Annotated in this window: 16 protein-coding genes, 1 tRNA gene and 3 pseudogenes; 10 read left to right on the plus strand and 10 right to left on the minus strand. The window is 64.5% G+C overall.

Annotated features, from left to right (window positions below):
- Nucleotides 1-67: 67 nt before the first annotated feature.
- From QZH52_RS36190 to QZH52_RS36210, 5 genes and pseudogenes are all read left to right on the plus strand, one after another.
- Nucleotides 68-234 (plus strand): annotated as a pseudogene (locus QZH52_RS36190) (response regulator); the annotation flags it as partial.
- A 431-nt stretch (nucleotides 235-665) separates the two neighbouring features.
- Complete coding sequence (locus tag QZH52_RS36195) at nucleotides 666-1,331, plus strand: haloacid dehalogenase type II (RefSeq protein WP_301816146.1); 666 nt, start codon at nucleotides 666-668, stop codon at nucleotides 1,329-1,331.
- A 5-nt stretch (nucleotides 1,332-1,336) separates the two neighbouring features.
- The gene (locus QZH52_RS36200) at nucleotides 1,337-2,434 is read left to right on the plus strand and encodes a phosphotransferase (RefSeq protein WP_301816132.1); all 1,098 of its coding nucleotides are present in this window, start codon (nucleotides 1,337-1,339) and stop codon (nucleotides 2,432-2,434) included.
- Nucleotides 2,431-3,771 carry an aspartate aminotransferase family protein gene (locus tag QZH52_RS36205; RefSeq protein WP_301816133.1) on the plus strand — a complete coding sequence of 447 codons (1,341 nt, stop codon included), beginning with the start codon at nucleotides 2,431-2,433 and terminating at the stop codon, nucleotides 3,769-3,771. Before QZH52_RS36200 ends, QZH52_RS36205 begins: the two co-directional genes overlap by 4 nt.
- Before the next feature lie 33 nt (nucleotides 3,772-3,804).
- Nucleotides 3,805-4,305 carry an Lrp/AsnC family transcriptional regulator gene (locus QZH52_RS36210; RefSeq protein ID WP_301816134.1) on the plus strand — a complete coding sequence of 167 codons (501 nt, stop codon included), beginning with the start codon at nucleotides 3,805-3,807 and terminating at the stop codon, nucleotides 4,303-4,305.
- A 538-nt stretch (nucleotides 4,306-4,843) separates the two neighbouring features.
- Here the strand turns inward: QZH52_RS36210 and QZH52_RS36215 are convergent.
- From QZH52_RS36215 to QZH52_RS36230, 4 genes are all read right to left on the minus strand, one after another.
- On the minus strand, nucleotides 4,844-5,248 hold the full coding sequence (locus tag QZH52_RS36215; RefSeq protein WP_301816135.1) for a hypothetical protein: 405 nt from the start codon (nucleotides 5,246-5,248) through the stop codon (nucleotides 4,844-4,846).
- Nucleotides 5,249-5,654: 406 nt separating this feature from the next.
- Nucleotides 5,655-6,389: a site-specific integrase gene (locus QZH52_RS36220; RefSeq protein WP_366919366.1), complete on the minus strand. Its 735-nt coding sequence runs from the start codon at nucleotides 6,387-6,389 to the stop codon at nucleotides 5,655-5,657.
- Nucleotides 6,390-7,069: 680 nt separating this feature from the next.
- The gene (locus QZH52_RS36225) at nucleotides 7,070-7,327 is read right to left on the minus strand and encodes a hypothetical protein (RefSeq protein WP_301816136.1); all 258 of its coding nucleotides are present in this window, start codon (nucleotides 7,325-7,327) and stop codon (nucleotides 7,070-7,072) included.
- A gap of 28 nt (nucleotides 7,328-7,355) precedes the next feature.
- Entirely contained in the window at nucleotides 7,356-7,535 is a 180-nt protein-coding gene (locus QZH52_RS36230; protein WP_301816137.1) for a tripartite tricarboxylate transporter substrate-binding protein, read from the minus strand.
- 14 nt (nucleotides 7,536-7,549) lie between these two features.
- Here QZH52_RS36230 and QZH52_RS36235 point away from each other — a divergent pair.
- Nucleotides 7,550-7,936 (plus strand): annotated as a pseudogene (locus QZH52_RS36235) (LysR substrate-binding domain-containing protein); the annotation flags it as partial.
- 377 nt (nucleotides 7,937-8,313) lie between these two features.
- Here the strand turns inward: QZH52_RS36235 and QZH52_RS36240 are convergent.
- From QZH52_RS36240 to QZH52_RS36250, 3 genes are all read right to left on the minus strand, one after another.
- Nucleotides 8,314-8,991, minus strand: coding sequence for an alpha/beta fold hydrolase (locus QZH52_RS36240; protein WP_301816138.1), 678 nt, complete (start codon nucleotides 8,989-8,991; stop codon nucleotides 8,314-8,316).
- Nucleotides 8,992-9,103: 112 nt separating this feature from the next.
- Nucleotides 9,104-9,188 (minus strand) — tRNA-Leu (locus QZH52_RS36245).
- A 247-nt stretch (nucleotides 9,189-9,435) separates the two neighbouring features.
- A complete protein-coding gene (locus QZH52_RS36250; protein WP_301816139.1) occupies nucleotides 9,436-9,885 on the minus strand; it encodes a VOC family protein in 450 nt (149 codons plus the stop codon).
- A gap of 208 nt (nucleotides 9,886-10,093) precedes the next feature.
- Here QZH52_RS36250 and pdxR point away from each other — a divergent pair, with 208 nt between their 5' ends.
- Complete coding sequence (gene pdxR / locus QZH52_RS36255) at nucleotides 10,094-11,536, plus strand: MocR-like pyridoxine biosynthesis transcription factor PdxR (protein WP_301816140.1); 1,443 nt, start codon at nucleotides 10,094-10,096, stop codon at nucleotides 11,534-11,536.
- Nucleotides 11,537-11,630: 94 nt separating this feature from the next.
- On the opposite strand, the pseudogene QZH52_RS36260 reads toward pdxR, so the two are convergent.
- The 3 genes and pseudogenes from QZH52_RS36260 to QZH52_RS36270 all read right to left on the minus strand — a co-directional run.
- A pseudogene (locus QZH52_RS36260) lies at nucleotides 11,631-11,826 on the minus strand (fumarylacetoacetate hydrolase family protein); the annotation flags it as partial.
- Between the two features lie 16 nt (nucleotides 11,827-11,842).
- Nucleotides 11,843-13,093, minus strand: coding sequence for an NAD(P)-binding domain-containing protein (locus QZH52_RS36265; RefSeq protein ID WP_301816141.1), 1,251 nt, complete (start codon nucleotides 13,091-13,093; stop codon nucleotides 11,843-11,845).
- Nucleotides 13,094-13,288: 195 nt separating this feature from the next.
- Nucleotides 13,289-14,230, minus strand: a complete 942-nt coding sequence (locus tag QZH52_RS36270; protein ID WP_301816142.1) for a LysR family transcriptional regulator — start codon at nucleotides 14,228-14,230, stop codon at nucleotides 13,289-13,291.
- Nucleotides 14,231-14,372: 142 nt separating this feature from the next.
- Between QZH52_RS36270 and QZH52_RS36275 the strand changes: the two genes are divergently transcribed.
- From QZH52_RS36275 to QZH52_RS36285, 3 genes are all read left to right on the plus strand, one after another.
- Complete coding sequence (locus QZH52_RS36275; RefSeq protein ID WP_301816143.1) at nucleotides 14,373-15,131, plus strand: gamma-glutamyl-gamma-aminobutyrate hydrolase family protein; 759 nt, start codon at nucleotides 14,373-14,375, stop codon at nucleotides 15,129-15,131.
- Nucleotides 15,132-15,645: 514 nt separating this feature from the next.
- Nucleotides 15,646-15,936, plus strand: coding sequence for a CopG family ribbon-helix-helix protein (locus tag QZH52_RS36280; RefSeq protein ID WP_301816144.1), 291 nt, complete (start codon nucleotides 15,646-15,648; stop codon nucleotides 15,934-15,936).
- The gene (locus QZH52_RS36285) at nucleotides 15,924-16,220 is read left to right on the plus strand and encodes a type II toxin-antitoxin system RelE/ParE family toxin (protein ID WP_301816145.1); all 297 of its coding nucleotides are present in this window, start codon (nucleotides 15,924-15,926) and stop codon (nucleotides 16,218-16,220) included. The genes QZH52_RS36280 and QZH52_RS36285 overlap by 13 nt, the downstream gene beginning before the upstream one ends.
- Nucleotides 16,221-16,593: the final 373 nt, after the last annotated feature.

Consider the following 16,593-nt stretch of genomic DNA (forward strand, 5'->3'; position numbering starts at 1 on the left):
CGATCATGCTGCGCGCCATGTCCCGGCCAAGGCGGATCGAGCTCGAGCCGCCGCGCCATTGGCTCCGCACGGCCTCGAGATCCTCAAGCGCCTGCGTGCCCGCGGTCGCACTTTCCGGTGCTTGTGCTCACCGAGGCAGATAGCGCGGAGGAGGGCGTCAGGAGCCTGGACAATGGCGCCGACGACTGCATGGCCAAGCCCATCAGCTTGGAGCTCAAGGCGCGCGTACGCGCTCGTCGCTTCCGATCTGGCAGCCGACGGCTCAAGCGGTGCTTGCAAAGCTGGGAGGTTCCTGCCGCCGGGCACGATCGCCCCGTGCGATGCGACCAGATCGCCTTCATCGGGGAGGACCATCCTTCGGCTGGGACGGTCGATCAGCCGGATGCCGATTCGTGCTTCCAGCGCTGGGTGTCCCTTCACCGCGCCAATGTTCGCCAAGCGCTAAACCATGTGCGGCGGCTTGGAAGGCATCCGCCGAAGGTGTCGGAGTGCTCTATTCATTTCGATCCGGCCACGCTCATCTGGCATTCGCGAATAGCACCACTCAAAAATGCCAAGCCCCCTGCAGATTGACAAAGAAACTGCTCGGGTTTCACTGCGATATGGCATCTCCTGAAAGGGGAGCGACCCTAGACTTATTCCATCTCAACGCAGCGGGTCATCCCATGATATTCAAACCAAAATTCATCAGCTTCGATTGCTATGGAACGCTCATCAACTTCGAGATGGGCCCAACGGCAAAAGTCCTGTTCAGGGACCGCGTGTCGGCCGACCGGATGTCGGCCTTCCTGAACAGTTTCAAGGCCTATCGCCTCGACGAGGTACTGGGCGACTGGAAGCCCTTTTACGACGTAGTGGGGAACTCGATCCAACGTGCCTGCAAGGCGCACGGCATCGAATGCCTGGCATCGGATACGCGCTCTCTATACGACGCGGTGCCGACCTGGCAGCCGCACCCGAACGTGGTCGAGGTGCTGGAGGCGATCGCACCGCACGTGCCGCTGGTGATCCTGTCGAACTCGATGGTCGACCTCATCCCTCACAGCGTCGCACACCTGAAGGCCCCTTTCCACGCGGTCTACACGGCCGAGGAAGCACGCGCGTACAAGCCACGCATGCAAGCCTTCGAATACATGTTCGACCAGCTCGGCTGCGGGCCCGTCCAGATGATGCATGTCTCGTCGAGCTTCCGATATGACCTGATGACGGCGTCCGACCTGGGCTTCATGGCCAAAGCCTTCATCGACCGGGGTCACGAGCCTACGTCGACCGAATACGGCGTGAGCCGCTTGACTGACATTCGTCAGCTTCCTGCACTGCTCGGACTCTGATGCTCATGCTTGACCCCCACCTGGGACCTCAGGGCGCGACGCCTGAGGTCCACCCAAGCGAGGCCGCTGCGCTGAGCACGGCAGCGCCCGACCTGGCGCCAGCCGAGGTGCAGGCGCTCGTGGCGTGCCTCTATGGGATCGACGGCAGTGTGAAGTCGCTGGCTGGCGAGCGCGACCAGAATTGCGCCGTGGAGTCCGCTGACGGTACGCGCTACGTGTTCAAGATCAGCAACCCCTCCGAGCCGTTGTCGCTGGTGGATTTCCAGCTCGCCGCCCTTGAGCACATCGCCCGCACGTCGCCCAGCCAGCCGGTCCCCCGCGTCGTGCGGACGCTGGACGGCCGCCTGCGTGACACCGTGGAGCTCGCCGACGGCACCCGCACCACCGTGCGCATGCTGAGCTACCTGGAAGGCATCCAGATCCGGGAGACACCGCGCACCGCCGCTCAGCGCGCGGCGATGGGCAAGGGGCTCGCCGAACTGGACCTCGCCCTGCAAGGCTTCACTCACCCTGCGGCCACGCACGACCTGCTGTGGAACGTGTCGGCCGCGCACCGTCTGACCGTGCAGTTCGACAGCCTGGTCGAAGAACCACGCCGCGCGCTGGCCCAGTCGTTCATGACACGCTTCACCGACCATGTGCTGCCCCGCCTCGCGTCGTTGAGGGCGCAGGTGATCCACAATGACTACCACCTCTACAACGTGCTGGTCGCGCCGAACGACCAGGCGCGCATCACCGGCATCATCGACTTCGGCGACATGCTGCATGCGCCACTGGTCGGCGAGGTGGCGACGGCTGCCGCCTTCCACATGACCGGCAGCGCCGACCCGTTCGAGGGACCGGCGCAGTTCGTCGGCGCCTACCAGGCCGTCCTGCCGCTGACCGAGCTGGAGCAGGACGTCGTCGCCGACCTCATGGCGACGCGCCACCTCATCACGGCGTTGATCTCGGAGTGGCGCGCCCTACGCTACCCAGAAAACCGCGCCTACATCATGCGCCACAACCCCGCGGCCTGGGAGGCGCTGTCGCAGATGGCAGACCTCTCCCGCCACGACGCGCGCGACCGCTTATTGACCCCAAAACGAAACGGAACCTTCTCATGAAAGCCACCGCTGACTTCAACATGGTCAACGCCTACATCCCAGGCCGTGCCAACGTCGGGCCCGCCACCGAGGCCATGATCGAGCGGCGCAATGCGCTACTCGGCCCGGCCTACCGGCTGATGTACGAACACCCGCTGCACATCGTTCGGGGTGATGGCGTTTGGTTGATCGACCCGCAAGGCCGCCGCTACCTCGACGTCTACAACAACGTCACCTCGCTCGGTCACTGCCACCCTGCGGTGACCGAGGCGATCTGCCGCCAGGTGAACACGCTCGCGACCAACACGCGCTACCTGCACGACACCATCCTCGAACTGGCCGAGCGCCTGCTCGCCAGCGTGCCCGGCACCGACCTGGCCCACCTGATGCTGACTTGCACCGGCAGTGAGGCCAATGACCTGGCCTATCGCATCGCCAAGGTGCGCACCGGCGGTACGGGTGTGATCGTCACCGACACGGCCTACCACGGCATCACCGACGCCGTGTCGCAGTTCTCGCCGTCGCTGGGCGTGAGCGTCGACCTCGGTCCGCACGTTCGCCTGGTGCCGGCGCCGTGCAAGTACCACGCCGAAGGCGCGGACCTCGGCGAGCGCTTCACGCGCGACGTCGAGGCGGCCATCGCCGACCTGCAGCGCCACGGCATCAAGCCAGCAGCCTTGATCGTCGATTCGCTTTTCACCAGCGACGGCATCCTGCCCGAGCCTGCGGGCTTCCTCAAGGGAGCGGTCGAGGCGATCGAGCGCGTTGGCGGCCTGTTCATCGCCGACGAGGTGCAGCCCGGCTTCGGCCGGACCGGCGAGCACATGTGGGGCTTTCAGCGCCACGGCCTCGTTCCCGACATCGTCACCCTGGGCAAGCCGATGGGCAATGGCCAGCCGATCGCGGGCCTCCTCGCGACAGCCGACGCGCTGGCAGAATTCGGCAAGAAGTCCCGCTACTTCAACACCTTCGCCGGCAACACGGTCTCGTGCGCAGCGGCCCTGGCAGTGCTGGAGACCATTGAACGGGACCGACTGGTGCCACATGCAGCCAAGATCGGCAAGGTGCTGCTCGACGGCATCGCCGGGCTCGTCGCGAAGCACGAGGCCATCGGCGACGTACGGGGGGCAGGGCTCTTCGTCGGCGTCGAGCTCGTGTCGGACCGGACGACGCGGGCGCCGGACCGCGGCCTCACCAGCCGGGTGGTCAACCTGATGCGCGACAAAGGCGTGCTGCTCAGCGCCTGCGCCCAGGGACACAACGTGCTCAAGATCCGTCCGCCGCTGGTGCTCTCGGCGGGGCAGGCCGGCATGGTGATCGAGGCCCTCGACGAATCGCTCACCCAGGCGCGGCGCTAGTCGCCGGAATCGACTTGACAGAACGATCGCCCCATGAGATCAGCAGTTTCGTTCGACCGGTTCGACCTCAAGATCATGGTGCATCTGCAGCGCGAGGGGCGCTGCTCGAACGTCGATCTGGCCGAGTCGATAGGCCTCAGCCCCAGCCCGTGTCTTCTGCGCACCAAGCGGCTGCAGGAGACCGGACTGATCCGGGGCTACAGCGCCGACATCGCGCTGGAAAAGCTGGGGGAGTACGTCATCGTGTTCTCGGAGGTCACCATCAGCAGCCACCGACCAGATGATTTCCGCAAATTCGAGGCAGCTGCCGGGAAGTACGAGGAGATCGTCGAGTGCTACAACGTCAGCGGCGGCTACGACTACCTGCTGAAGATCGTGGCGCCCGGCGTGGGCTATTTTCAGGAGCTGATGGAACAGATGCTGGAAGACGACATCGGCATCGAGCGCTTCGCCAGCCGGATCGTCCTGCGCCAGTCGCTGGATCGGCGCGGGTATCCGCTGGGCATCATCGCGACCCAGAAGCGGTGGGACTGATGATCGTGCGGCTCAGGCCGCGCGACGATGCAAGTCGAGTGAATTCACCGAAGGTTCTGATCGCCTTTGTGTCGACCTCGACCTGCATTAGGGCGAAGAGATGATGATGATGGAACGCGGTTTGTCGCGCCAGCCTCGTCGGAACAAGGTGCGCCGCGTGTTGCCAATCCGGCCGGACCGGTGCGCTCCAGGCCGTGCCTCGAACCGCGAACGATCGCGCGGATAGCGGAACGGTTGAAGTTGCCGAACAGCCACTCCGGGTAGGGGTGATCGTACTTTTCTTGCAAATCACTGCGCTTCGAGTCGAAAAGTCGTTGTGCGACAAGGAGTTGCACGTTGACTAGTTTTCGCGCATAGACCGGATTCGCAAGTCACTGATTTCAGAGAAGATTTCCGGGAAGACCGTGTCATTCCGGACTGAAAGTACGAGCACCCCTTCTTGCAGGCCCGCTATCCGAGTTCGAGGCTGGAGCCGTCGCGGCTGGAGTTGCATCGATGGACCGTGCCCGCGGCGAACGGCGCTGCGGCGGCAACGGAATCAGGGGAGGCCGACGCTTGTAGCAACGGTTGGCACCTTCAGTTCTACGCAATCCGATCCGCAGGCCCCCTGTTCGGTCGGGTCGGGTCGGCGCGCGGGTCGATGCAGCACCGCTCGGCTCGGCGTGACCCGCAGGAGTTCGCCATCCGGGGCTGCTTGCCCGTCGACGATCAGGGAGTAATCGGACTCTTCCCGCGGCGGCCAGATGAGCCCGACGGCGGGCTGCTGGATCAGGTTGTCACGTGTGCGGCGGCCGATGCCGTCAATCACCAATACGCTACCTTCCAGCCTCGGCACCACTGCGACCGCATGCGGGGCGCCATGCGCGCTGGCCGTCAACAGGTAGGCAAAGCGGTACCGCGTCATGACCTCCGCCAGGTTTTGCAATTCGACTGGAATGCTCATGTTTGTCACCATCGGTTGGCGTTCGCGCCGAACGGCTCTTGCTTCCCAGCCTAGACGCTGCGAGGCCCGATGGCGCGCACAAATGAACTGATTCGATTATCGGTCTAACGTCTCTGCCGACGCTTGGCTCCGCCAGCTTCGGCGTTGAACACCGGACATCTCCGGGCACATAGCGCCGCTCAAGCTTTGCCGGACTTCTGCTTGCCCGAGTCCATCATCCTCGCCACCGCGCTGACCTGGGCGGCTCCAGTGCGGAAGTACCCCGCAACGGTGTCCGTGCTTCTATGACCGGTCATCGCCATCGTCTCCTGCGGCATGTTCTGCCGACCCGCCTCGGTCACGAACCCCGACCGCAGCGAGTGCGCCGAGAAATCGTCTCCCACCCCTGCGAGCGCACACCGCGCCTTCACGATGTCCCGCACCGCCCCGTCCCGGAGAGCCCGTCCGTGCCTAGCTTGCCGTTCTTGAGGATGCGTCGGAAGAGGGGGCCCGAGTTGATGCCGCTGGCTTTGAGCCAGGCCTCGAGCGCCACGGCGGCCGATCCCACCACCGGCTTCACATCTTCCGGGCGGATCTTCCCGTTGTGGTTCGTCTTCGAGCTCGCCAGGGTGTACAGATAGGCGCCTGCATCGCCGCGGTGCAGGTTCTCGAATACGGCCTCGGACACCTCGGAGCGCCGGCGCCCGCCCGAGGCCCAGGCGAAGAGGAGGAGGGGCTTTCCCTTCAGCGAGTCGTCGCAGGTTTCCAAAACCGCTTCCAGCGGCTCCTTGGTCAGCGCACGTTGCTTATGGGGCAGGGCGTTGCGCTTCGAATAGGCTTTTCTTGTCTTGCTCAGCAGCGCCTTGACCGCGGGGTCCACGCATGGATTGAGCTGGTTGGACACGTGGTGCGCCATCGAGAGCACCGAGATCCGGTGCATCAGGGTGTTCAGCGCTGGCGCCCCGAGTTTTCCCTTGAAACCGGCTTCCACCAGCGCCTGGTCGATCTCGGGCGGCAACTGGTGCGTCAGACCCCCTTTGAGGCCCGCCTTGGTCGAGCGCTGCGCATGGTCGACGATGAACTGAACGACCACAGGGACGGCAACCGGCAGCGCCATCTGCCGCCCGTAGCGCGCGCCGAACCAGGCGGCCCAGTAGCGCATGGCGGGCGCGGTAGGCCAACCGGGTGTTGTCCGATTCGCCCTCGGCCATCAGGTCGTGCGCGGCTTCTTCGGCCATCCCTGACAGCTGGCCGGGATCGAGCAGCGCGTGGTCGCGTTGCAACGGCATCAAGGCCTTGGACACCTTCGGCGGCGGCATTTTTTCAGCGGATTTCAGGGGGCGTGCTCCAGCAACGGATGGGATTCACCGGCGACGACAGGCCGTCGGATGTAGTTCTAGTAATTCGTTCGACATTCGGCATCGGTCCAAGGAATTACCTCTCCAGAGAAGTCGGTGCAGTCAGACGCGGGAGTCAAAGAGATTTCCTGCCAGCAGTCAAGGCAATTTCTTTGACAAACTTAGAGTTGAAGGCAATTTCTTCTGCAAACATCGAGCAGGGCCGCATGCTCGTCAAAGAGGTCGAGACTCCGCCCACCTATCGATCGTAGCGATGTTGGCGCCGCCAAGGCATGACGTGGAGGGAGGAGCAGCACAGGCCGCTTGAGCGATTCACATGCGCTGGAAGCCATGCGCTGACCGCGCATGGATACGCGCCGCCGAAAACGAACAAGACTTGCGAAATCGCGGAGCGTCGCCTATTTTTTTCGAAAGGCTCGGTCATGCTGACGTAGACGAAAACTGAGAGGGGCAGCTCGATTGCGGCGAGCTGCCCCTTTTTGCCTCAGAAGTGCGTGAGCAGACGTTGGAGGGATTGCTGGCCAAGCCGGCGACCGACAGTTAGCCATGTCTGGAGACACGCTCGCCCGCCAGCATCGACCGGTTGAATCCGCACGCGGATATCTGCCGTTCCGTGCGTCGGGTCGAAGTGCCATTCGCGCATCGGCGGATTCACCAAGGTCGCGAACATGGATGGTGTGGTCCCTCTGCAAGCCGAGACGAGCACGATCCGGCGAATGAGGGAGAGGCGCTCCTTGGACATGCCCGCTTCCCGAAAGCTGGCACCCCTCTCACTCGCTCTTCAGCCCCAGCCTCTTGATCACGGCCGTCCAACGCGAAGTTTCCGAGACCAACAGGCTATTGAACTGCTCTGGACTGCCAGGCAGGGGATCCGCTCCGAGCAGAGCCAGCCTCTCGATGACGGCTGGCGTGGCGAGTGCCTTGTTGATTTCGCGGTTGAGCGTCGTCACGACTTGTTGCGGGCCGGCGCCATCCGCTGCGCAAGAAGCCAAAGCTCACACTCGCCGACACACTGAAAGAGCGTTGGGCCATCCTGCCGAAGGGGACCGGACCTTTCGAGCACATGAAGAAGGTGTTTGCCCGACAGAACCTGGCGTTGCCCAATGTCGTGGTCGAAACCCGCTCCGTGACCGCACTCAAGAGCTTGATTGGTCGCTCGGGCTTCCTTGGCTGGATGCCCGAGCCCATGTACGACGCCGAGTGCAAGGCCGGACTCATCGACGCCCTGGAGATACCTGGTGCGAGCGACAAGAGAACCCTGACCGCTTTTCGTCGAAGGGCCGGCATGTTGCCTGGTCCTTCGATCAAACTCCTGGAAGAACTGCGCGCGCTGACGACGCGACGGCCCTGAACCGTACATCGTGGAACTTGGGGGTCAGATATTCGGGGCCGGCGGCGCCCGCAGTGCTCACGGATGCTCTTCGGAAGATCGCTCTTGCCTCCATACTTGTCACTGGTCTGACAATGGCGACTGGCTGCAACGAGCCCAAACCGGGCCTACAGCGGAAGGCAATGGAGCCCGGATGCGGCCGGTGGATGCTCCCTGCGCCTGCGCCGACGGAACTTTGAAACCCCACCGGTGCAACTTTGAAAACGGCGCTCGCAAGCTGTTGATTTTTTTGGGTAACCAAGTGAGACAACCTTGGAGGAACTCATCGGGCTCGAAGGGAGGGAAGAATCCGAGTTGGATGTTCTCCCCATGTGCGGGCGGCCGCTGCGAACTTCCGATCAAGGCCATTCGAGTGCGTCGCGCCTCCACGCAGATCGTGCCTGGCGCGTTGAACATCTAGCGTAGCACTTGCTGGCCCGCGACCAGGCCGACCGAATGTGATAGCGCTGGTTCGCTTCGCGCACGCGCGCCCACGTCGCCGCGTAGACCTCGTCGACCGGCCGATTCGTGATCGGCGCGAGGCCGCCGGTGATCAATACCTCCCGCAGGCCCTCGGGCGCCAGCGACAGATAGGCGAGCGAGGTGAATCCGCCGAAGCTCTGACCGAGCAGACTCCAGCAGTCGACGCTGAGTTCAGCACGGATCAGTTCGAGGTCGCGCACGATCGAGTCGGCGCGGAAATGCGTGAGGTACTCGGCCTGATCGGCAGGCGCCGCCCCTGGAATGACTGGCCCGACGGGCGTGGAGCGCCCTGTGCCCCGCTGGTCAAGCAGCAGGACCCGGAAGTCCGCAAGGACACGCGCCATCCACCCGGAGGGCGGGCTCGTCGGGCGGGCGGCCTCGAAGCCTGGACCGCCCTGCAGGAACACGAGATAGGGGCGATCAAGACCGTCTGGGGCAGCAAGCTCGCGCGTGAAAACGCTGATCGTGCCACGCAGCGGGTCGCCGTGAACCAACGGAACCGAGTGCTCGCGCTCGGTCAAAACTGCCCCGGGCATGCGGTAGGTCGTACTCATGGCTCGCATTAGAACCCGAACGTACGCCCGCTTCTCAGCCATGCGCTCTTCATCTGCCAGCTGCAAAAAACAAAGCCGGCCAACGCGATGTTGATCGGCTTCATCAGTGCTCTGGTGCCCAGGAAGGGACTCGAACCCCCACGATGTTACTCGCTAGTACCTGAAACTAGTGCGTCTACCAATTCCGCCACCTGGGCATTTCAGGAAGCGGTGGATTCTATATCGACCAGCAAGCGCGTCTTTGTGGCTTCCGCGGCGTCGAGGCATTGGCCTTCCCGAAAACGGCCGCCTGCGCCTGACCGAGATCGCCTCTCGCGCGACGAACTGCATCTCTTCGTCTCAGGATGCAAAACGCCGCTGCGGACGGCCTCATCGAAGAAGCCCTTCGGGTCCTTGCCGGTCTTGGCCCGAATGTTGGTGATGCAAGCCTCGAACGTCTTGTGCTCATCCGAATGCAATGGACTCCCCATTTACACCCCAGCACACGCCGAAGCGATCAGTGAGCATGCCGAAGGTCTTGGCCCAGAACGCCGGCGCCAGTGGCATCGTCACCTGACCGCCCTGCGACAGCGCGTGGAAGGCACCGTGCGCCTGGTCGACGGTGTCGTACTGGAGGGCCAGCATTGCGCCCTTCACGCCGTCGTACGGCATGCCGGGCGGCACGTCTCCGGCGAACAGCTTCGCGCCACCGGGCAGCGCCAGGCAGGCATGCATGATGCTGGTGCCGGTGGGGCGCGGGCCGTCGCCGCAGCCGTCGGCGCCCGCGGGTGATGCGGGCATGTCGTCGTAGCTCATCATCGCTTCGATCTTGGCGCCGAGCGCCTTCTCGTAGAAGGCGAAGACCTCGCGGGTGTTGCCGCCAAAGCTCAAGTAGGGGGTCAGGGTCGTGGACATGGTGTGCTCCCGGGATGGGCCGACATGGCCCTTCGAGTGGCACCAAGACTACGCATTCAGGCCAATGAATAAAGTACCAATTCACGCCGACGCGTCGGTGCCAATTGATGGGGCCGAAAGGCCCCGGGTCAACTAACGCTGAAGTGGCCCCATTGGCCTGCCACATCGGTATGCTGGGCAGCACCAGTTCGAAAAGCGTCTCGGAACCATGTTCTTGCAGTTCGATGGCAATGGCGTGCTCTACGCGCAGCTGGCGCGGGCACTCAAGCGTGCAATCCTTCATGGCCAGCTGAAGGCTGGTGCAGCACTGCCGGCGACGCGCGTGCTGGCCGCGGAGTTGGGGCTGTCGCGCAATACCGTTCTCACAGCCTACGAGATGCTGTGTGCTGAGCAGTTGACGGTGGCCAGGGTCGGCTCCGGCACCTTTGTGGCGACTCCGGCGGTTTTGGGTGACAGGCCGTCGATCAAGGCGCAGGTTCCGCCCCAGACACGCTACGCCGCCCGCTTGCGGGGCTTGCCGGCGCTGACGATTCGCCGCGTCGCTCATCGCCTGCGCTACGACCTGCACTACGGCGAGCCCTTGGTCGACCCGCCACTGGTCAGCGCATGGCGGCGCGAGCTTTCACAGGCGGTGGGCGCAAGGGATTGGGGTTACCCGCCAAGCATTGGCCTGCGTGTGCTGCGTCAGGCCATCAGCGAGTATCTCGCACGGCGGCGCGGCGTCGTGTGCGACACCGACGACGTGGTGATTGTCAGCGGCACGCAGCAGGCAGTTTCTCTGCTCGCCCGGGTGTTGATCGACGAAGGGTCGGTCGTCGCGATCGAGGATCCCGGGTACGAACTCGCATCGCGCGCGTTGCAGGCTCATGGCGCGCGCCTGCTGCCGGTAAAGGTCGACGCCGAAGGTTTGCGGGTTGAGGTCCTGCCGCGGGGAAGCAGCGTCCGCATGGTCCTGGTGACGCCGTCGCACCAATTCCCATCCGGCGCCGTGATGTCACTGGCACGGCGAACAGCCTTGCTCGAATACGCTGCTCAACGCGGCTGCTGGGTAGTCGAAGACGACTACGACAGCGAGTTCCGCCATGACGGTGTCGCCATCCCGGCACTTCGATCGATCGATGCCCACGACCGGGTGATCTACGTCGGCAGCTTTTCGAAGGTGCTTTTCCCGGGGCTGCGCCTTGGCTATGTGGTCTGCCCAAGAGGCGTGCGCGATGATCTCGTCGCCGCCAAGCTGCACGACGACTTGGGTTGCGGCAGCATCGAGCAGGCAGCACTGGCCGAGCTGATTCAAAGCGGCGCCTTCGATCGACATTTGCGACATGCTTCAGCGGAACTGCGCCGCCGCCGCGCGACGTTGCTGGACGGTCTGCGCGAGCATTGCAGCAAGCATCTGGTGGTCAACGACTCACGCGCCGGCATGCATGTGGTTGGTTGGCTGCCGGGCTGGACTTCGCGCCAGGTCGAAGCGCTGGCCGCACACGCAGCGGAGCGCGGTTTGGGGCTGCATCCGATCGCACCACACTATCGGCGTCAACCCGCACCGCAGGGCCTGCTCCTGGGGTACGCCGCACTGTCCGCCAAACAGTTGCGCGCAGCGACGGCACTGCTGGGGGAGTGCCTGGGCAAGATTGCTGACCAAACACCATAGCGGCACTCGGGGTAGTCGACCCCGGAAGGACCCAGATTAGCCGCGGCCTCGCGGAAGGCCTCAGCGTTCCCGCCGCAGCCGATCGGTCTCGGCGAACCTGCTGGCGCTGCGTGCCTAGGCGGACCCGCGCTCAAGGTCATGACGTCGCCGCGGCGCAGGAAGACCGGTTTCGGCTTCATGCCGAGGCCGACTCCTTCGGGCGTTCCTGTGATCACGGCATCGCCCGGCAACAGGGTCATGAACTGGCTCAGGTAGGAAACGATCTCGGCCACCGGGAAGATCATGTCGGCCTCCATGCCAACTCGATCAGTTCCTCCTTCGTGAAACGATATGCGCTGCCAGGTAGGCCGCGTCCTCGTCCGCACCGAAAAGGAAGGCCGACTTCCATTTGTGCAGCCAAGGCAGGCCCAGGAAGTACAGACCGGCTTCGGGGGTCACTCCGCGCTCGTGCACAGGTGTCCTCTTCGATCCGGGTGGCTGGCCGAAGACGGGAAGGTCGATCCAACTGAACTCCGTCTGCGCGCCAACGGCCCAGATCACCGATCTGATGCCCTCGCGGACGAGATCGACGGTACGGATGGGCTTCTGAAGCTCCGGTGGCTCCGGCTTCGGGTCAGGGGACGGATCCGGCGGAGGCAGATCCAGTTGCTGCACGCGAGCCGCGTCGTCGCATCGACGCGTAAATGCAGCCAGCGATTCGTCGCCGTGAGCCATGCTGGAGGCCAGATCGTCGGCGACGGCGATCCTGCCATTCTCGGCGGCCTGTACGCGGCCGATCAGCACGATCCCTTCGGCCGCGAGCCGGCGCAGGTCGATGTCATACCCGCCATTCACACCGGTCATCAAACGAGACAGGCGAGCGCCCTTCCACTCGCCGAGCGTTGCATCGGCGGAGCCCGTTGCGATCAGCCACCATATGCAATCCTTCCCGCGATAGCGACGCCGGATTCGCTCATGCGAGCTGACGGACAGGAACACACGCCGTCCGGCGCAGCACAGTTCCTCGGCAATCTGAACGCCGGAATTCCCGCTGCCGACCACGAGTACAGCGCCGGCAGGCAGCTGCATAAGATTGCGGTACTGGGTTGAATGAAGCTCGAACACGCCCCCGCCAAGCGGAGGTGTCGCACGCGGCACCTGATAGGGGCCCGTAGCCACGATGACATTGCGCGCCACATAGAGGGTGCCGTCGGTCTGCACTTGCAGCTCGCTCGACTCTGGCCTGCGTGTGAGCGAGAGCGCCGCGCACCGGGTCCGCACGGGCGCGCGAATGTTGGCCGCATAGCGTTCGATGTAGCCTGTTACCTCGCACAGAGGCGAAAAGGCATCAGGATCGGCTTGTGGATCGGCTGTCATCCGGGGCCAACCCGGAAGATTCATGTTCCAGTTGGGAGACTGGAAGTGCAATGAATCCCAGCGCTCGCTGCGCCAACGCTCTGCAAGTTCTCCACGCTCGAGCACGACGTGCTCACCGCCCAGGCGCCCCAGGTGGTAGCTCATGGCCAATCCCGCCTGACCGCCGCCAATCACGATAGTTTCGATGCGCTCAGTAGACATGCCGGGCCCCGCGGACTTGGTTCGACCAGAGGAAGGTATTCCCGAGCGGCCGCCTCATGGGAGCACAAGAGCGCCTCTGCACCGAACGAAACACTGTACATCGCGATCTCCTCTTGCGCGAGCCGGAACATTCGAATGGCAGCTATCCAATAGAGGCCGGAATGAACTTCGGACCGCGCGCGGCGCCACGCTTGTTCAGCGGGCAGCCCCGCCAGCCGACGCCGCCTCGGCCTCCAGCCCGACCAGATACTGCCGCACGAAATCGAAGGCCCGCGCCGCCGCCGGAGCCAGCGTGCGGCCGGCGCGCTGCACGATGCCCAGCACCAGTTCGGCATCCAGCACCGGCTGCACATCCAGTGCAATCACGCTGCCGGCGCGCAGTTCCTCCAGCATCGTCAGCTCGATCGCCGGCATCACGGCGTCGGTCGCCAACATGACCTGGCTCACCGTGCCGCCGTCGGCGCATTGCAGCGTGAATCGGTCCAGCATCGAGCCGGTCAGGCCGTAGCGGCGCAGGAAGCGGCGCTCGTCCTCCGGCCCGATAAAGCCGGGTGCGATCAGCGAATGGCGCAGCACGTCGGCGATCGTCAGTGCGCGCCGTCCCTCCAGCGGATGGCCCTGGCGTGCGAACCAGCCGAAGCGGCAGGTGTACAGCGGCTCGACCTGCAGGTCGCTGTCGGTGTCGGCGGCACGCACGTCGCCGACGAAGAAGTCCAGCGTCTCGTTGCGCAGCGCGTCGAGCAGGCGGTCGGTGGTCTCGATCAGCGTGCGCAGCCTCAGCCCCGGCGCACCCGCCATCAGCTCGACCAGCAGCCGCCCGAGCAGGCCCCGCGCAAGCGCCGAGCCCATGCCCAGCGCCAGCGAACCGGCGCGGCCGGAGTGCATCAGTGACAGTTCGCGCGCGCCTTCGGCCTCCTCGAACACGATGCGGCGCGCGCGGGCGAGGTAGGCCTGCGCGAACGGCGTAGGCACCAGGCGGCGATCGAGGCGGTCGAACAGCGGCGCGCGCAACTCGTCCTCCAATGCCCGCAGGCTGCGCGACAGCGCCGGCTGGCTCAGGTGGACCCGGTCCGCGGCCGCGCTCACCGAGCCCGTCTCGATGACTGCGAGCAGATGGCGCAACTGGCGGGTGTTCATCGCGTGGGCTTGAGGTTGAAGGGTCCGAAATCATGCAGTAACTGCAGGATATAGACAACTTAAATGCACTTTACGCATTTAACCCCGCTCCCTACATTGGCGGCATCGGGACGGAGGTGCCTGACCCCAACAAGGCCGCTCGATGAACTTGCACGTACCCACCGCCGTCCGCCCCGTCGTCGCGATCACTTCCGACCGGGGTGAATTCCACGGCCACGCGATCCACCAGGCGGTCGACAGCTACCTGCGCGCGGTGCACCAGGCCGCCGGCGCCCTGCCGCTGCTGCTGCCGGCCGCCGGCGCGGCGATCGACGCCGCCTCGCTGATCGGCGCAGTCGACGGCGTGGTGCTGACCGGCGGGCCGACCAACGTGCAGGCCCAGCGCTACGGCGCCGAACCGCTGCCGCCGACCACGCTGACCGACCCCGACCGCGACGACACCGTGCTGCCGCTCTTGCCGGCGCTGGTGGCCGCCGGCGTGCCGGTGCTTGCGGTGTGCCGCGGCTTCCAGGAATTCAACGTCGCGTTCGGCGGCACGCTGCGCGCGGTGCATGCGCAAGCAGGCCGGCTGGACCATCGCGAAGGCGACCACGCCCGTCCGGTCGAACGCTGGTACGACGATGCGCACGAGGTCGCGCTCACGTCCGGCGGCCTGCTGGCGAAGCTGGCCGGCGCGACGCACGCGACGGTGAACTCGCTGCATCACCAGGGCGTCGACCGGCTGGCACCGGGCCTGCGCGTCGAGGCAGTGGCGCCGGACGGCCTGGTCGAGGCCTTCACGGTCGCCGACGCCCCCGGCTTCACGCTCGCGGTGCAGTGGCACCCGGAGATGCGCGTCGGCAACAGCCTGTTGGCGCACGCGATCTTCGCCGCCTTCGGCGAAGCCTTGCGAGTGAGTTGATGGAGCTTCGCAACCCCATCGTGGCACTCAGTTGCCGGCAGCCGCAATACGCAGCGGCTTAATCGGAGGGGGAAGCCCCTTTCATTCGGTGGCGGTAAAAATCCATAGAGAAATCAACAACTTGCATGCGAGCGAATCTCATCGCCACCTGCCTCACGCAAGTCCTTGATATTGAGTATCAATTTCGAACAAAGCGCACCGATCACCGAAAATGCGATCACCCCAGCACGTAATAGATGGACGGCCGTGGAGTGCCGTAGGGTGTGGGCTCATCCGCTGAGGGTGTGGGGTGTTGCCCGTCAAGGCGGCCGCGGCCGCAGCTGCCTTGACGATGCGGTGCACGCCGAAGCGCGTCATCGCCTCGCCGGTTCGGCCTCAAGACGGGCGCGTCGGCGCTGCGATCACGTACCAGCGCCCGCAGCACTTCGACGGTCGTTGACCACGCATCAGTCCGGCGCGCTAGATTTTTCGCCAAAATGCGTGGGCCGAGCTTTAGTGTGATAAGGTATTACCTATGAGTACATCCGCCCTGCGTCCCGTCACGGTCAAGATCGAGCCCGCCATTAAACTTCGCGTGCAGCGTCTGGCCAAGGCCCGTCATCGCACGCCGCATTGGGTGATGCATGAAGCCATTCTTCAATTCGTTGATCGCGAAGAAAAGCGCGAGGCATTCCGTCAGGATGCGATCAAGGCATGGGACGAATACCGACTCACCGGCCTGCATGTCACTGCGGCGGAGGCAGACGCTTGGATGGCCAAGCTCGAAGCCGGGCAGGACGTGGAGCCGCCTGAATGCCACGACTGATCTGGTCGCCGCCGGCATTGCGCGACATACAGCGCCTTTACCGTTTTCTTTCCGAGAAAAGCCCAGATGCCGCCCGGCGCGCAGTCAAAGCCATCCGCGCTGGCATGAAGGCCGTGGAACAGCAGCCGGGCATTGGGCGACCCATCGTGGACATGGAGCCCGAGTACCGGGAATGGCTGATCGACTTCGGTGCCAGTGGCTATGTGGCGAAGTACCGGTTTGATGGAACTACAGCGGTCGTTTTAGCAGTGCGCCATCAACGAGAAGGAGGGTATGAAGAATGACAGCCAGCCCTCGTCGGTCGCGGTCCAGGTGATGTCGCCACCCAGGCTTGCGGGTTTGTTCTGCGACGCACGCCACCTCACCGACTGTCGGCAGTCGTCGATCAACTGCCGACGAACAAGGCTTTCGCTTTTCCTGGAACGCTGCACGCCCTTCGGAAAAGCGACTTGTTCGGATCGGTCCAGATCCTGCCTTGGCGCAGGAGCTTCTTCGATCGCCAGCGGGGCCCAGGCCTTGCGGCTGGAGCAGGCACCACACTCGTCCCTAGACATGATGGTCGCCGTCCCAGGGTAGGCGGCCGGTCTCCAACATCGTAGGTTGCACGCCGAGGCGTGTAGAGCTACATGCTGTGACTTTCGTCGTCAGCAACACAAG

The sequence above is a fragment of the Variovorax ginsengisoli genome (assembly GCF_030486595.1).
Classification (GTDB): domain Bacteria; phylum Pseudomonadota; class Gammaproteobacteria; order Burkholderiales; family Burkholderiaceae_C; genus Variovorax; species Variovorax ginsengisoli_B.

Excerpts from the sequence above, each read along its gene's own strand:
- QZH52_RS36195 (WP_301816146.1), top strand. The coding sequence starts at position 666 with ATGATATTCAAACCAAAATTCATCAGCTTCGATTGCTATGGAACGCTC.
- QZH52_RS36200 (WP_301816132.1), top strand. The coding sequence starts at position 1,337 with ATGCTTGACCCCCACCTGGGACCTCAGGGCGCGACGCCTGAGGTCCAC.
- QZH52_RS36205 (WP_301816133.1), top strand. The coding sequence starts at position 2,431 with ATGAAAGCCACCGCTGACTTCAACATGGTCAACGCCTACATCCCAGGC.
- QZH52_RS36210 (WP_301816134.1), top strand. The coding sequence starts at position 3,805 with ATGAGATCAGCAGTTTCGTTCGACCGGTTCGACCTCAAGATCATGGTG.
- QZH52_RS36215 (WP_301816135.1), bottom strand. The coding sequence starts at position 5,248 with ATGAGCATTCCAGTCGAATTGCAAAACCTGGCGGAGGTCATGACGCGG.
- QZH52_RS36220 (WP_366919366.1), bottom strand. The coding sequence starts at position 6,389 with ATGCGCTACTGGGCCGCCTGGTTCGGCGCGCGCTACGGGCGGCAGATG.
- QZH52_RS36225 (WP_301816136.1), bottom strand. The coding sequence starts at position 7,327 with ATGTCCAAGGAGCGCCTCTCCCTCATTCGCCGGATCGTGCTCGTCTCG.
- QZH52_RS36240 (WP_301816138.1), bottom strand. The coding sequence starts at position 8,991 with ATGAGTACGACCTACCGCATGCCCGGGGCAGTTTTGACCGAGCGCGAG.
- QZH52_RS36250 (WP_301816139.1), bottom strand. The coding sequence starts at position 9,885 with ATGTCCACGACCCTGACCCCCTACTTGAGCTTTGGCGGCAACACCCGC.
- pdxR (WP_301816140.1), top strand. The coding sequence starts at position 10,094 with ATGTTCTTGCAGTTCGATGGCAATGGCGTGCTCTACGCGCAGCTGGCG.
- QZH52_RS36265 (WP_301816141.1), bottom strand. The coding sequence starts at position 13,093 with ATGTCTACTGAGCGCATCGAAACTATCGTGATTGGCGGCGGTCAGGCG.
- QZH52_RS36270 (WP_301816142.1), bottom strand. The coding sequence starts at position 14,230 with ATGAACACCCGCCAGTTGCGCCATCTGCTCGCAGTCATCGAGACGGGC.
- QZH52_RS36275 (WP_301816143.1), top strand. The coding sequence starts at position 14,373 with ATGAACTTGCACGTACCCACCGCCGTCCGCCCCGTCGTCGCGATCACT.
- QZH52_RS36280 (WP_301816144.1), top strand. The coding sequence starts at position 15,646 with ATGAGTACATCCGCCCTGCGTCCCGTCACGGTCAAGATCGAGCCCGCC.
- QZH52_RS36285 (WP_301816145.1), top strand. The coding sequence starts at position 15,924 with ATGCCACGACTGATCTGGTCGCCGCCGGCATTGCGCGACATACAGCGC.